Genomic DNA, 13,854 nt, shown 5'->3' with positions numbered 1-13,854 from the left:
TCGTCTTCGTTACGCTCGCCGCATGCTTCGCAGCGCCCGCCTACGGCGCGATCCCGGCCCGCCACCGCCGGACGCGCACGCGGTGGCGGCCGGCCACGACACCCGGCTGCTGTCCCACGGCGCCCGCCGCCCGCGCTCGATCCTGCTGCTGCACGGCTATACCCACTCCCCGGCCCAGCTCGACGGCCTGGCCGAGCGGTTCTTCGCCCGCGGCTACAACGTGCTGGTCCCCCGCGCCCCCGGCCACGGCCTGACCGACCCGGACGCGCACGCCACCGTGACCGCGCCCGCCCTGCTCGGCTACGCCACCGCGGCGCTGGACCGCATCGCCGAGATGGGCGAGGAGACCGGCGTCGTGGGCGTCTCCGCGGGCGCGGTGCTGGCCACCTGGCTGGCCGCGTTCCGCCCCGGCGTCGTGCGCCGCCTGCTCGTCCTCGCCCCGCTGTATGCCCCGCACCCGGGCCAGGTGCCGGCCGCGGTCCGCGTGCCGCTGCAGGTGCTCTACGGGCTGCGGGCGCTGCCGGACCGCCGCAACGCGCGCGGCTACTCCTACCGGGCCGTCGCCCAGTACCTGCGGATCGTGGCCAGCTACCCCTCCGTGTTCCCGGCGGATGGCGTGCGGCACGTGGCCGCGGTCCTCTCGCCCGGCGACACCACGGTCGACCCGCGGGCGGCCTTCGACCTGCCGACCCGGCTGGCCCGGCCGGCCGGCGCGACCCTGCGGCTGGACACCCTGCCGGCCGGCCTGGGCCTGGCGCACGACATCATCTCGGCCCACCGCCTTGGCCCGCACGCGCCGGTGCTCAACGAGCGCTACGTCGAGCTCTACGAGGACACCTACCGATGACCGGGGACACCTACCGGTAGCTCGGCCGCAGCGACGCCCACTGCTCGGCGTCGTGGTTGTGCACGACCAGGTCGACCGGCAGCCGCCGCGCCAGGTCCATGAGCCGCCGCTGGGCCTTGCGGGTCTCGCCCTCGTCGAGGTCGAACGGGCTCATCGGCCGGGTCTGCGCCTCGGTGCCCCGCGCCCAGGCGTCCCCGGCCAGCAGCACCGTCCCGGTCTCCGGCAGCCGCACGAGCACAGCCTGGTGCCCGGGCACGTGCCCGCCACACTCCAGCAGGGTGACCCCGGGCAGCAGCTCGGTGTCGCCGTCCACCAGCCGGTACCGCAGCCGCGGGTCGTCCCACTGCCCGCGGAACCACTCGTAGCGGTACAGCCCGGAGGTTCTCGCATGCTCGTACTGCGCCCGTTGCACGACGAACTCCGCGCCGGGGAACTCGTCGTTCGCGCCCGCGTGGTCGGGGTCGAAGTGGCTGACCACGACCGTACCGATGTCCGCGGGCGACAGCCCGAGCGCCCGCAGCCGGCCCACCACGTGCTCCTCCTCGGTGAGGACGAAGTGCGACTCGGGATCGCCGATGACGGCCCGCGCGCACCCGGTGTCGACGAGCGCGTGCCGCCCGCCGGTGAGCCGCAGCAGGTACACCGGGATCGGCACCCCGACCTCCCGCACCCGGCCTGTCTCGAGCGGTATCAGCTCCACAACGTCAGTCATGTACTCAATCTAAACATGAGTGACTTCAAGTTTTCGCCCCGTGCAGCGTTTATGCTGGTCTGTCGTGGATGGACTCCGCGAGCGCAAGAAGGCCCGCACCCGCCAGGCCCTGAGCGACGCCGCCACGCGACTGTTCGCCGAGCGCGGCTTCGAGGCCGTGACCGTCGCCGAGATCGCGGCCGCGGCGGACGTCGGCGTGGGCACGGTGTTCAACTACTTCCGCGCCAAGGAGGACCTCTTCTTCGACCGCGCCGACGCGATCGAGGCCGGGCTCGTCGACGCCGTCGCCACCCGGCCGCCGGGCCGGAGCGTGACGGCCGCCTTCCGCCGCTGGCACGAGGCCGAGCTGGACTTCATGCTGGACCCGCGCGCCGAGGAGCCGATCCGGCGGTACTTCACCGCCATCGCCGCCAGCCACTCCCTCCAGACCGCCGAGCACGCCCTCTTCTGCCGGCTGCAGTCCGCCCTCGCCGGCGCCGCCCGCGTGCCCACCCCGTCGCCGCCGGCCGACCCGATGCCGGACATCCTGGCCGCCCTGCTGATGGCCCTGCACCGCGCCGTCCTCGACGCGGTCCGCGACGCGCCCGCGACCGCCCGCCGGACCTCGCGGCTCGCCTTCGCCGCCCTGTCCCCCGCCGCCGAGGCCTGGGGCGGCACCCGGTGAGCCCGCGGTTCGCCGTCGGCAACGGCTACGCGGTGTACCGGGGCCCGACCGGGGACAGCACCCTGCACCGCCACGCCGCCTTCCAGGTCGCGATCGCCGTGCGGGGCGAGGTGACCATGGTGGACGCGGCGGCGGTCGGGCTGTCCGCCCAGCGCCTGCGCGCCCTGGCCCGCCGGCAGCTCGGCATGCCGCTGACCCGCTGGCGGGTGTGGGCGCGCCTGCGCCCGGTGATGGCGGCCCGCGGCTCGACGCGGGCCAGCAGCAGCGCGAGCGTGCCGGTGCCGCAGCCGACGTCGACGATCGCGTCGCCGGGCCCGGGCGCGACGTACATGGCGGCCAGGGCCCGCCACAGCCGTTCCCGCGTCAGCGCGACCACGCGGTCGTAGAGCCGGACGGGGCCCAGGCGCCCCAGGGCGGGCGGATAGACGTTCTCGGTCATGCCGACAGTCTCGGGCGCCCGCCGACCTCGGGTCTTGAACCAACCGCTCGCCGTTGACCGTTCGCCGGGCCACCCCCGATGTCATGCTTTGCCCTCAAATGATCACGTCGGCCCGCTCGTAACATCGGGTTCGTTCCACGAACTCTCCACCGCCCGGCACGCCACCGCGCCGCCACTGCGGCGCTTTCCGCGCGCCTTCTCACGACACCGCGGATCCGTGGGACAAGACCGGATTCGAACCACCCGGAGCGCTCATGACGTTGGCACGTACACTCTCCTCCCGCCTATCGGCCAGACTCATCGCCGCCGCCACCGTGGGCACGCTGCTCGCGCTGAGCGGCGGCGTCCAGGGGGCCTCCGCCGCCCCGCCCAAGAAGCAGCCCGACAAGCAGCACGACCACGCGCTCGTGCTCGGCGACCCGGCGGCCACGCAACGCAAGGCCACCAAGCCCCCCGCGCCGCTGCCGAAGATGACCGGCTCGGTGCCGATCAAGCCCGACCTGACCGTGCGGCCGGGCCAGAAGACACCGGCGACGACGCAGGGGCTGTCCACCCCCCAGGCCCAGGCCCAGGCGGACGGGGCGGCGACCGCCGCCGCGACCAGCGCCAAGGTGGGCCTGCGCGCGCTCGTCATCGGCGTGGACGGCACCGACTGGGGCGTCGACACGTGGAAGGCGACCCTCGACCGGGTCGGCGCCGCCTACGACGTGCTGCTCAGCAAGAGCCAGCCGCTCACCGCGGCGTCGCTGCTGCGCGCCGACGGCGCCGGGAAGTACAACGCGATCCTGCTCACCAGCAGCATGCTGCTCTACGACGCCGGCGGCGGCTCGTACGTCAGCGGCCTCGACGGCACCGAGTGGAACGTGCTGTGGGCCTACGAGCGCGACTACGCGGTGCGCCAGGCCGCGCTGTACACCAGCTACGGCACCTTTCCCGAGAACTACTGCCTGTCCGCCTCCAGCGAGACCTCCGTCGGTGACACCGCCCTGCCCGCCTCGCTGACGACGGCCGGCGCCGGGGTGTTCGACTACCTCAAGTCGACCGCGAAGGTCCCGATCGTGCAGTCCTACGTGTACCGCACGCGGGTCACCGCCGGCTGCGCCGCCGACCCGGTGCTCGTCAACGGCAGCGACGTGCTCGGCGTGCGCACCACCTCGAGCGACGGCCGCGAGCGGCTCGCGCTGACGTTCACGTCCAACCAGTACCTCATGCAGGCCAACCTGGTGACGTACGGCATGTTCCGCTGGGCCACCCGCGGGCTGTACCTCGGCGAGCAGCGGCACTTCATCAACGTCGACGTCGACGACTGGTTCAACAGCGCCGACCACTACTACCCCGACGGGCACATCGAGTCGGACCCGGGCTACCAGATGTCCGGCCACGACGCGTACAACGCCTACCTGCGCCAGACCGCGCTGCGCACCACCTACCCGCTCGCCTCGGGCCTGACGCTCAACCTGGCGTACAACGGCGGCGACGCGGACCTCAACGCCGGCAGCCTGTGCAGCCCGAACGGCGGCATCAGCACGCTGACCGCCACGACCCGGTGCCTGGCCACGAAGTTCCGGTGGCTCAACCACACGCTGACCCACCCGGAGCTCAACTTCACCGACTACGCCACGACGTCGAACGAGATCTCGGCGAACCGGACCGTCGCCACCCGCCTCGGGCTGTCCCAGCCGAACACGGTGCTCAAGACCGGCGAGTACTCCGGCCTCGGCGTCTACAACGACAACCCGGACGACGACGTCGACCCGCCGACCGACCACGGCCTCATGGCCTCCAACCCGCAGCTGCTCAACGCAGCCCGCGACCTCGGCGTGCGCTACCTGCACGGCAACATGTCCTTCCCGAGCCACGTGCCGTCCTGCTTCGACTGCGGCATCGTCCACCCGATGGAGCCCAGCATCACGGTGGTGCCCGACTGGCCGACGAACATCGCGTACTTCACGACGACGCCGGACGAGCAGATCGCCTTCTACAACGCGTACTACGGCCCGGCCGGCAAGTTCCCGTTCTGGCCATCGAACCTGACCTACGCGCAGATGCTCGACGCCGAGGCCCAGGTGGCGCTGACCCACCTGGCGACGGGGTCGGTGTACACGCACACGTTCCACATCGCGAACCTGCGCGACTACGGCTCCGGCAAGACGCTGCTGACCGACTGGCTGGACAAGGTCCTGTCGCAGTACAGCAGCTACTACTCGGTGCCGCTGCTCACCCCGGACTGGCCGACGCTGGCCGCGTACACGACCCAGCGCAACGCCCACTTCGCCGAGCTGCACGGCAACGTCGACGCGGTCTACGACCCGGCGGCCCGCACGGTGACCGTGACCTCGCCGCTGGCCGGGTCGCTGACGGTCAGCGGGGTCACGGCGAGCGGCACCGCCACCACCTACGGCGCGGAGGTCTCCTCCAAGCTCACGCTGAGCACCGGCACCGCGGTGACCGTCCCGGCGAGCCCGCGCTCGTGAAGGTGGCACTGGTGTCGGAGGGCACGTACCCGTTCGCGCTCGGCGGGGTCAGCGTCTGGTGCGACCAGCTCGTGCACGGCCTGGCCGAGTACCACTGGGAAGCGGTCGCGCTGACCGTCGACGGCACCGAGCAGGCCCGCTGGGCGCTGCCGGACAACCTCGACCGGGTCGTGTCCATTCCACTGTGGAGCGCCGGCGGCACGCGCCGCCGGCGCCCCCGGGCCCGCCCCGGCGCGCTGTTCCGCGCCTCCTACGACGCGTTCCTCACCGCCATCGCGTCGCCCCCGGACCCGGACCCGCACGGGGCGACCGTGCAGCGCAGCCGGTTCCTGCTCGCCCTGCGCGGGCTGTACCAGTACGCCGCCGACGGCGGCGACCTGGAGCGGGCGCTGCTGTCCAACGCCGCGCTCGGCGCGATGCAGCAGCGCTGGTGGGAGGTCGGCGAGGCGCTCGGGCCCGATCATCCGGCACTCGCCGGGCGGCCGCGGCGGCTGTCGCTCGCCGACGCCGCCCGGGCGGCCACGCTGATCGGCCACATGCTGCGACCGCTCGCGGTGCCGGCGGTGCGCGCCGACGTGGTGCACTGCGCGATGAACGGGCTGTCGGCGCTCGTCGGGATGGCGGCGAAGTGGGCGCACGACACGCCCATGATCATCTCCGAGCACGGGGTGTACCTGCGCGAGCGGTACCTCGAACAGATCGAGGGCGACCTGCCGCACCCGGTCGCCGTGCTGCTGCTGGCCTTCCAGCGCAGCCTCGCCGGGGCCGCCTACCATCTCGCCGACGCCCTCGCGCCGCACTCGGCGTACAACCGGCGCTGGCAGCTGCGCAACGGCGCCGACCCGGGTCGCATGTGGACGATGTACAACGGCATCTCCCCCGAGCAGTTCCCGAGCGCGAGCACCGAGCCGGACGAGCCGACCGTCGTCTTCGTCGGGCGGATCGACCCGCTCAAGGACATCCACACGCTGATCCGCTCCTTCGCCCTGGTGCGCCGGCAGGTGCCCGACGCCCGGCTGCGGATCTACGGGCACGCGATCGACCTGCGGTACCGCGACAGCTGCCTCGCCCTCATCGACCGGCTCGGGCTGACCGGCGCGGCCCGGATGGAGGGCAGCGCGCCCGACGCGGTCGCGGCGTACCACAGCGGCAACGTGGTCGCGCTGACCAGCATCTCCGAGGGGTTCCCGTACTCGGTCATCGAGGCGATGGCGTGCGGCCGGACCATGGTGTGCACCAACGTCGGCGGGGTCTCCGAGGCGGTCGGCGACGCCGGCTTCGTGGTGCCGCCGCGCGACGACAAGGCGATCGCCGACGCGTGCGTGACGCTGCTGCGCGACCCGCAGCTACGCGGACGGCTGGCCGCCCGGGCCCGCCAGCGGGTGCTCGACCGGTTCACGCTGGCCCAGTCGCTGGACGCCTACCGCGACCTGTACGAGCGGCTGGTCATCCCGCGGCTGCAGTCGCGCCCGGCCGGCGGCATGCGCAGCACCGGCCGGCTGCACGAGCTCGTCGCCCCGCGCGGCGCCGCCGTCGAGGCGGCGCCGTGATGCGCCACGCGCCGATGGCCGTCGCGGCGCGCGGATGGGCCACCGAGGACACCGTGGCGATGCCGATCACCGGGCAGGAGCCGTTGCTGGTGCGGCCCGCGCCGAGCACTGACCCGCTCGACGCGCTCGTCGCCGAGATCCACGCCGGAAGCGGCGGCCAGTTCGTCGACGGGCTGCAGCTGGCGGCGCTGCTGGAGGCGCAGGGCGTCACCGACCACACCGCGCGCGTGCAGTACGGCTTCCGCGACGTGTTCGAACTGGCCGCCGAGGCGCGCACCCGCCTGGCCGAGCTCGGGCACGAGGCGCCGCGGCGCCCCGCCCGCCCCCGCCGGCGCGGCCAGGCCGTGCGGGAGCTGCTGCACGGCGCGCTGTACCTGCTGCCGAGCGTGCTGTTCCCGGCGGTGCTCGCGATCGCGCGGCCGCACCCGCCGGTCCCCGCGATCGTCGCGGCCGGGCTGCTCGGCTGGGTGTGGGCCGGCGGGATGACGTGGATGGCGTACCAGTACCTCAACGCCGGTGAGGAGCGGGCCGCGGGCCGCTTCCTGGCGCTCGCCGCGGCGGTCGGCGTCGGGGTGGCCGGGCTGATCGGCGCGGGCAGCGCCGCGACCGGCGCCGGGGCGATCGCCGCGCTGCTGGTGCCCGCGGCGGTGGCCTACCAGCTGGCCAGCACCGTCCTGCTGTTCTTCGGCGACGAGGCGTGGCTGGTGGCGCTCATGGTGCCGGCGGTGCTCGCCGGTGGCGCGTTCCTGCTCGACCACCGGATGGCCCCGGCTGCGGCGATCGTGCCCGCGCTGGTCTGCGTCGCGGTCACCTTCGGCGTGGCGCTGAGCCGGGCGCTGCACGTGCCCGGCGAACGCACCCGGGCGCCGCTGCGGACGGTGATGCGGGGCCGCTGGGCGAGGCTCGCGCTCGTCGTCGCCTACACCGGGCTGCTGGCCGCCCTCGTGCTGCAGGCGCAGGTGCCGTACCTCGTGCACCACTTCGACATCCTGGTCACCGCGCTGCCGCTGGTGGTGTCGATGGGGTTCGTGGAGTGGCGGGCCCGCCGCTTCGACGAGCGCTCCCGGGACATGCTGCACGACCCGTGGGGGCCGCGACGCTTCCGGCGCCGGCTGTGGGGGCGGCTCGGCGCCGACGTCGCCGCCTGCTGGCTCGTCGCCGCGGCCGCGGCCGGGCTGCTGCTCGCGGCGCTGCGCCAGGCCGGCTCCCTCACGCCGTCCGTGGCGACGATGGCCGCCGCGAACGTGGTCCTCGCCGGCGCCTGCTTCCTCGTCTTCGTGCTGGCCGGCCACGGCGGCTACGGGCGGCTGTGCCTCGTGCTCGCCGTCGCGCTCGGCGCCTACTCGGTCGCGCCGGGGCCGTTCGCCGGCACCACCGCCTTCCTCGGCACCGTCACCCTCCTGTCCGCCCTGTTGGCCGTCGCGCTCACCCCGTCACTGGGCACCGTGCGGCACTACCGCTGACAACGGCTCTCACCGAAAGGCAACGCCAATGCACGCCGTCATCATGGCCGGCGGCCGGGGCGTCCGGCTCCGCCCGTACACCACCACCCTCCCCAAGCCGTTGATGCCGATCGGCGAGCGGCACGCGATCCTGGACATCGTCCTGGGCCAGCTGGCCTGCCGCGGCTTCACGTCGGTCATGCTCGCCATCAACCATCTCGGCCCGCTGATCCGCGCGTTCGTCGGCGACGGTTCCCGGTGGGGGCTGAGCGTGCGGTACGTCGAGGAGACCGCCCCGCTGTCCACGGCCGGCCCGCTGTTCACGATCAAGGACGACCTGCCCGAGCACTTCCTGGTGATGAACGGCGACCTGCTCACCGACCTCGACTACGCCGACCTGCTGGCCGGGCACCAGGTGTGCGGCGCGGCGCTGACCATCGCCACGGCGGCGCAGACCACCCGGTGCGAGTTCGGCGTGCTCGACGTCGCCGAGGGCCGGGTCATCGGCTTCACCGAGAAGCCCACGTACCGGCACCGGGTCTCGATGGGCGTCTACGGCATGTCGCGCAAGGCCCTGGAGCCGTACCCGCCGGGCCTGTCCATGGGCTTCGACCGGCTGGTGCAGGACATGCTGCGGCAGGGCTCGTTCCCCAACAGCTACGAGTTCGACGGCGTGTGGCTCGACATCGGCCGGCCCGAGGAGTACGACGAGGCGAACCGCCGCTTCGCCGAGCTCGAGGCCACCCTGCTGCCGGCGCGTGGGGCGGTGGCAGCATGACCGCCGCGGCGAAGCGGAGGCGGGCTAGCTGCGCTCTTGCCTTGGTTCCTGCTGCTGAAGGTAGGACGGCGTGAACCGGGCACGGGTGCTGCTCTTCGGCGCGAGCGGGTTCGTCGGCGCGGCCGTGCGCGCCGCGCTGGAGGCCGACCCGCGCATCGCCGCACTCACCTGCCCTCCGCGCAGCCGCCACGACCTGGTCGCCGGCGACCTCGCCGCGCTGAGCGCCCTCGTCCGCGAGGTCCGCCCCGACGTCGTCGTCAACTGCACCGGCCGGCTCACCGGCACCGGGCTGGACCTGATCGAGGCCAACACGCTGGTGACCGCCCGGCTCATCGAGGCCGTCGCGACGGCGGCGCCCGGCGCGCGGCTGGTGCGGCTCGGGTCGGCGTCGGAGTACGGCGTCGTCGCCCCCGGCGTCAGCGTCGGCGAGGACCATCCGTGCGCGCCCGTCGGCGAGTACGGCGTCACCCACCTCGCCGCCACCGGCCTGCTGCGGCTCGCCACCGCGGCCGGCCGGGTCGACGGGGTGACGCTGCGGGTGTTCAACCCGATCGGCGCCGGGCTGCACCGCGACAACCTGCTCGGCCGGGCCGCGGTGCTCATCCGCGACGCGATGTCCGGCGACGCGGACCGGGTGACGCTCGGTTCGCTGGGCGCCTACCGGGACTTCGTCGACGTCCGCGACGTCGCCGCCGCGGTGCTCGCCGCGGTGACGGCCCGCGAGCCCGGCGCCGGCGTGGTCAACATCGGCAGCGGCCGGGCGGTGACCGCCCGCGAGGCGGTGCGCCGGCTCGCCGAGGCCGCCGGGTACCAGGGCGCGGTCGTCGAGCAGGGCGCCGGCCCCGCCCGCTCGGCCGGCGTCGACTGGATCCGCGCCGACGTGGGCCGGGCCGAGGCCGTCCTCGGCTGGGTGCCCACCCACGAGCTGCCGGAGTCGGTGAAGGCGATCTGGGCCGCGCTCGACGCCGCCGTGCCGCGATGAGCCGGCCGGAGGCGGGCCGGCGCCGGATCGCGATCGCCGCGGCGCTGGTGCTCACCGTGTCGCCGGCGCTCGCGTGCACGGAGCCCGGCGCGCCTCCCGGCAGCGCGGCCGGGGACGGCTGGGTGTACCAGCTGCAGGGCTACGACCACGACGGGCTGGCGGCGCTCGCCCGCGCGCCGCAGCGGCTCGCCGTCATCGACCTGGCCCGGGACGCGGCCTCGGGCTGGTTCCGGCCGGACGAGATCGCCGCGCTGCGGGCGTCGGGCAAGCGGGTCCTCGCCTACTTCGAGATCGGCAGCATCGAGCAGTTCCGGCCGGAGTACGCCCCGTTGCGCGCCGGCGCCGGGGACCTCGTGCTCAACCGGTGGGCGGACTGGCCGAACGAGTACTTCGTCCGGTACTGGGACGAGCGCTGGTGGGACCGCGTGGTGCGGCCCCGCGTCGACCGGGCCCTCGCCGCCGGGTTCGACGGGGTGTACCTCGACACCCCGCTCGCCTACGAGGAGATCGACCTGAAGCTGGTCCCCGGCTGGACCCGCGACCGGCTGGGCCGCGCGATGACCGACCTCATCGCGCGGACCAGCCGGTACGCGAAGGCGCAACGGCCCGGGTTCTGGGTCGTGCCGCAGAACTCGCCCGAGCTGCGGCAGTACCCGGGCTACGTCGACGCGATCGACGGCATCGGGATGGAGGAGCTGTTCTACGAGGCCACCGACCGGCCCTGCAAGGAGGACTACTGCGCCGAGAACCTGGCCGGCGCACGGGCGCTGCGCGACGCCGGGAAGGTCGTGCTCGCCGTCGACTACGCCCGCAGGGCCGGCAACGTCCGCGCCGCCTGCGGGCGCTACCGCACCGAACGTTTCCTGGGGACCGTGACCACCCGGGAGCTCGACCGGGTCGCCGCGCCGTGCGGCTGACCCGCTCGTGCCGATTTACAACCGTGAAAGGATTCGCCAGCACATGGCAAGCACCGTTGGTGTCATCGGGATGGGCTACGTCGGCCTGACCCTGACCGCCGCCCTGGCCCGCAAGGGCTTCGTCGTCCACGGCGTGGACGTGCAGCCGGCCGTCGTCGAGTCGCTCAATCGTGGCCGCCCGCACATCTTCGAGCCCGGCGTGGCCGAGTCGTTCGCCGAGCACGCCGGCCGCAGCGTGTTCGTCGGCACCGCGCTGCCGCCCGGCGCCGTCGACGCGGCGGTGATCTGCGTGTCGACCCCCGTCGACGAGCACACCCGCCGGCCCAACCTGACCAACCTCGCCGCCGCGGCCCGCCAGGTCGCCGAGTCGTGCGGCCCCGACACCCTGGTCGTGGTGCGCAGCACCGTGCCGGTCGGCTCCAGCCGACGGGTGGTGCTGCCGCCGCTGCTGGAGGCGTGGGGCCGGGCCCGGCTCGTCATGGCGCCCGAGCGCACCATCCAGGGCCAGGCGCTGCGGGAGCTCGTCGAGCTGCCCCAGGTCGTCGGCGGCCTCGACCGGGAGAGCCTCGCCGCCGGCCTGCAACTGTTCGGCGGGCTGGCCAACCGGCTGGTGCCGGTCTCCAGCCTGGAGGCGGCCGAGCTGGTGAAGCTGTCCAACAACTGCCACACCGACCTCATCTACGCGTTCGGCAACGAGGTCGCGCTCATCGCCGAGCACCACGGCCTCGACCCGCTCGAGGTGATCCGGGCGGCCAACCTGGACTACCCGCGCCCCGACCTCGCCCGGCCCGGGTACGTCGGCGGCGGCTGCCTGTCGAAGGACCCGTACATCATGCTCAGCGAGAGCGGCGGGCGCCCGCCGTTCCTGGTCGAGCCGGCCCGCCAGCTCAACGAGTTCCTCCCGGTGCACGTGGCACGGACCGTCGTGGACCTGATCCGCCAGGAACGCGGCTCGACGCAGGGCGCGCGGCTGGCGGTGCTCGGCTGGGCGTACAAGGGCTGGCCGCCCACCGACGACATGCGCGGCACGCCGATCGCGGCGATGATGCCGATCTTCTCCGAGGCGGGCCTCACCGTGCTCGGCCACGACCCGCTGGTGACCGACGACGTGGTCCGCCAGTACGGCGGCGAGCCGACCAGCATCGACAAGGCGTTCAGCGACAGCGACGCGGTCCTCGTCATCAACGACCACCCCGACTACCGGGCGATCCGGACGGGCTCGGTCCTCGGCGCGCGGCGCCCGGCGGTCGTCTTCGACTCGTGGCGGATCCTCGACGAGGACGAGCTGACCGCGGCCGGCGTGCGCTACGCGGGCATCGGCTACCTCCCCGTGCGCGCGGAGGTGGCCGCGTGAAGACCCTGCTGCTCGGCGGGGCCGGGTTCATCGGCCTGCACCTCGCCCGCCGGCTCGTCGACGACGGGCACGAGGTGTCCATCGTGGACGACTTCTCCCGCGGCCGCAACGACGTCGAGCTCACCGAGCTGTCCCACGGGCCGCTGCTCGGGGTCCAGCACGGCGACCTGACCGACCCGGCGACGTGGCAGCGGCTGCCGCACGGCTGGGACCAGATCTACCTGCTGGCCGCGGTCGTCGGCGTGCGCAACGTCGAGGCCGACCCGGCCCGGGTGGTGCGGGTCAACACCCTGGCCGCACTGCACATGCTCGACTGGCTGGCCGGCGGCGAGCGGGTGTTCTTCGCCTCCACCAGCGAGGTGTACGCCGGTTCGGTGGACGCCGGCATCGCGCCGGTGCCCACCGGCGAGGCGGTCCCGGTGACGATCGGCGACGTCACGGCGCCCCGCTACGCCTACGCGGCCAGCAAGCTGCTCGGCGAGGCCGCGCTGCTGCACGGCGCCCGGGCCAAGGGGTTCGAGGCGGTCGTGGGCCGGTTCCACAACGTGTACGGGCCGCGGATGGGCGCCGACCACGCCATCCCGGAGATGACGCTGCGGGCGCTGCGCGGCGAGCACCCGTTCCGGGTCCCGGGGGCCGGCCAGACCCGGGCGTTCTGCTACGTCGACGACGCCGTCGAGGCGATGGTCCGGCTGATGGCGTGCCCGCAGGCGGCCGGGCGCATCGTGCACATCGGCGACGACACCGCCGAGACGAACATCGCCGATCTGGCCAAGCTCGTGCTGCGGGTCACCGGCTCGACCGCAGACCTCGAGCCGGCGCCGGGCGCGGCGGGCGCGGTCACCCGCCGCTGCCCTGACCTCTCGCTGCTGCGCGCACTGACCGGCTACCAGCCGGCCGTGCCGCTGGAGGAGGGCGTGCGGCGCACGGTGGAGTGGTACCGGTCGCGGGAGGCCCGATGAGCGGCCGGGACCCGATCGTCTTCTACTACGGCGCGGGCCGGCTCGACGACCTGCTCCGCTACCGGCAGGCGGTGCTGCAGCCGGAGTTCTACCCGCCGGAGGACCTGCGGCGGTTGCGGGCGGACGGCACCCAGCCGCTGGCCTACCTGTCGCTGTCGGAGGACCAGGGGCCGCCCGCCCCGTGGCAGCGGCCGGAGCGCAACCCGGACTGGGGCGGCGCGTTCGTCCACGTCGGACACCCGCAGTGGTCCGAGCACGTGCTGGGCCAGGCCCGGGCGGCGCTGGAGTCGGGCTTCGCCGGGCTGTTCCTCGACACGCTCAACGTCGAGCTGACCTACCCGGAGGACGTGCCGCCCCTGCTCGGCCTCGTCGCCGCGCTGCGCAAGGTGGCCGGACGGGCGTACATCCTGGCCAACCGCGGCTTCGGGATGCTGCCGCAGATGGCCGAGCACGTCGACGGCATCCTGTTCGAGTCGTTCTCGGCCCGCTGGACCGACGGCGGCTACGGCCCGTGGCCGCCGGACATCCTGGAGGGTCACGCCCGTGTCGCCGAGGAGCTGCCGCGCTACGACCTGGACCTGTACGCGCTCGACTACGCCGACACGCCGGGCCTCGCCGACTTCGCCCGCCGCCGCGCCGCCCTGTTCGGCATGCACTGCGTGGTGAGCGACCGCGCGTTGTCCCTGGTATGACCGGCGCCGGGGCGGGCACGGCCGCGCTCGCCCCGGCGCCG

The 13,854-nt window shown here is 74.1% G+C and carries 13 protein-coding genes; 11 read left to right on the top strand and 2 right to left on the bottom strand.

Annotated features, from left to right (window positions below):
* Nucleotides 1-22: 22 nt before the first annotated feature.
* A complete protein-coding gene (locus ABD352_RS55075; RefSeq protein WP_344620700.1) occupies nt 23-847 on the top strand; it encodes an alpha/beta hydrolase in 825 nt (274 codons plus the stop codon).
* 10 nt (nt 848-857) lie between these two features.
* On the opposite strand, the gene ABD352_RS55070 is transcribed toward ABD352_RS55075, so the two are convergent.
* On the bottom strand, nt 858-1,559 hold the full coding sequence (locus ABD352_RS55070) for an N-acyl homoserine lactonase family protein (RefSeq protein WP_344620699.1): 702 nt from the start codon (nt 1,557-1,559) through the stop codon (nt 858-860).
* Between the two features lie 64 nt (nt 1,560-1,623).
* Here ABD352_RS55070 and ABD352_RS55065 point away from each other — a divergent pair, with 64 nt between their 5' ends.
* Complete coding sequence (locus ABD352_RS55065; RefSeq protein ID WP_344620698.1) at nt 1,624-2,223, top strand: TetR/AcrR family transcriptional regulator; 600 nt, start codon at nt 1,624-1,626, stop codon at nt 2,221-2,223.
* Between the two features lie 25 nt (nt 2,224-2,248).
* Here ABD352_RS55065 and ABD352_RS55060 read toward each other — a convergent pair whose 3' ends face one another.
* Complete coding sequence (locus ABD352_RS55060; protein WP_344620697.1) at nt 2,249-2,662, bottom strand: class I SAM-dependent methyltransferase; 414 nt, start codon at nt 2,660-2,662, stop codon at nt 2,249-2,251.
* 254 nt (nt 2,663-2,916) lie between these two features.
* On the opposite strand from ABD352_RS55060, the gene ABD352_RS55055 reads away from it, so the two are divergent.
* The 9 genes from ABD352_RS55055 (at nt 2,917) to ABD352_RS55015 (ending at nt 13,813) form a co-directional block, all read left to right on the top strand.
* Nucleotides 2,917-5,136: an Agd3-related carbohydrate deacetylase gene (locus tag ABD352_RS55055; protein ID WP_344620696.1), complete on the top strand. Its 2,220-nt coding sequence runs from the start codon at nt 2,917-2,919 to the stop codon at nt 5,134-5,136.
* An 11-nt stretch (nt 5,137-5,147) separates the two neighbouring features.
* Complete coding sequence (pelF, locus tag ABD352_RS55050; protein ID WP_344620695.1) at nt 5,148-6,686, top strand: GT4 family glycosyltransferase PelF; 1,539 nt, start codon at nt 5,148-5,150, stop codon at nt 6,684-6,686.
* Nucleotides 6,683-8,149 carry a hypothetical protein gene (locus tag ABD352_RS55045; RefSeq protein WP_344620694.1) on the top strand — a complete coding sequence of 489 codons (1,467 nt, stop codon included), beginning with the start codon at nt 6,683-6,685 and terminating at the stop codon, nt 8,147-8,149. The genes pelF and ABD352_RS55045 overlap by 4 nt, the downstream gene beginning before the upstream one ends.
* 28 nt (nt 8,150-8,177) lie before the next feature.
* On the top strand, nt 8,178-8,906 hold the full coding sequence (locus ABD352_RS55040; RefSeq protein WP_344620693.1) for a nucleotidyltransferase family protein: 729 nt from the start codon (nt 8,178-8,180) through the stop codon (nt 8,904-8,906).
* Between the two features lie 70 nt (nt 8,907-8,976).
* Nucleotides 8,977-9,888 (top strand): NAD-dependent epimerase/dehydratase family protein, encoded by a 912-nt coding sequence (locus ABD352_RS55035; protein ID WP_344620692.1) that lies wholly within the window; start codon nt 8,977-8,979, stop codon nt 9,886-9,888.
* Entirely contained in the window at nt 9,885-10,805 is a 921-nt protein-coding gene (locus ABD352_RS55030) for a glycoside hydrolase family 191 protein (RefSeq protein ID WP_344620691.1), read from the top strand. The genes ABD352_RS55035 and ABD352_RS55030 overlap by 4 nt, the downstream gene beginning before the upstream one ends.
* A 43-nt stretch (nt 10,806-10,848) precedes the next feature.
* Nucleotides 10,849-12,159 (top strand): nucleotide sugar dehydrogenase, encoded by a 1,311-nt coding sequence (locus tag ABD352_RS55025; protein ID WP_344620690.1) that lies wholly within the window; start codon nt 10,849-10,851, stop codon nt 12,157-12,159.
* On the top strand, nt 12,156-13,121 hold the full coding sequence (locus ABD352_RS55020) for an NAD-dependent epimerase/dehydratase family protein (RefSeq protein WP_344620689.1): 966 nt from the start codon (nt 12,156-12,158) through the stop codon (nt 13,119-13,121). Before ABD352_RS55025 ends, ABD352_RS55020 begins: the two co-directional genes overlap by 4 nt.
* A complete protein-coding gene (locus ABD352_RS55015) occupies nt 13,118-13,813 on the top strand; it encodes a hypothetical protein (RefSeq protein WP_344620688.1) in 696 nt (231 codons plus the stop codon). The genes ABD352_RS55020 and ABD352_RS55015 overlap by 4 nt, the downstream gene beginning before the upstream one ends.
* The last annotated feature ends 41 nt before the right edge of the window (nt 13,814-13,854 follow it).

Origin of the sequence: Dactylosporangium salmoneum, from assembly GCF_039532525.1 — a bacterium.
Taxonomy (GTDB): Bacteria; Actinomycetota; Actinomycetes; order Mycobacteriales; family Micromonosporaceae; genus Dactylosporangium; species Dactylosporangium salmoneum.
This window is presented reverse-complemented; position numbering and strand designations above follow the sequence as displayed.

Bases quoted from the DNA above. Each gene is read 5' to 3' on its own strand.
- ABD352_RS55075 (WP_344620700.1), top strand. From the start codon at position 23: ATGCTTCGCAGCGCCCGCCTACGGCGCGATCCCGGCCCGCCACCGCCG.
- ABD352_RS55070 (WP_344620699.1), bottom strand. From the start codon at position 1,559: ATGACTGACGTTGTGGAGCTGATACCGCTCGAGACAGGCCGGGTGCGG.
- ABD352_RS55060 (WP_344620697.1), bottom strand. From the start codon at position 2,662: ATGACCGAGAACGTCTATCCGCCCGCCCTGGGGCGCCTGGGCCCCGTC.
- ABD352_RS55055 (WP_344620696.1), top strand. From the start codon at position 2,917: ATGACGTTGGCACGTACACTCTCCTCCCGCCTATCGGCCAGACTCATC.
- ABD352_RS55040 (WP_344620693.1), top strand. From the start codon at position 8,178: ATGCACGCCGTCATCATGGCCGGCGGCCGGGGCGTCCGGCTCCGCCCG.
- ABD352_RS55030 (WP_344620691.1), top strand. From the start codon at position 9,885: ATGAGCCGGCCGGAGGCGGGCCGGCGCCGGATCGCGATCGCCGCGGCG.
- ABD352_RS55025 (WP_344620690.1), top strand. From the start codon at position 10,849: ATGGCAAGCACCGTTGGTGTCATCGGGATGGGCTACGTCGGCCTGACC.
- ABD352_RS55015 (WP_344620688.1), top strand. From the start codon at position 13,118: ATGAGCGGCCGGGACCCGATCGTCTTCTACTACGGCGCGGGCCGGCTC.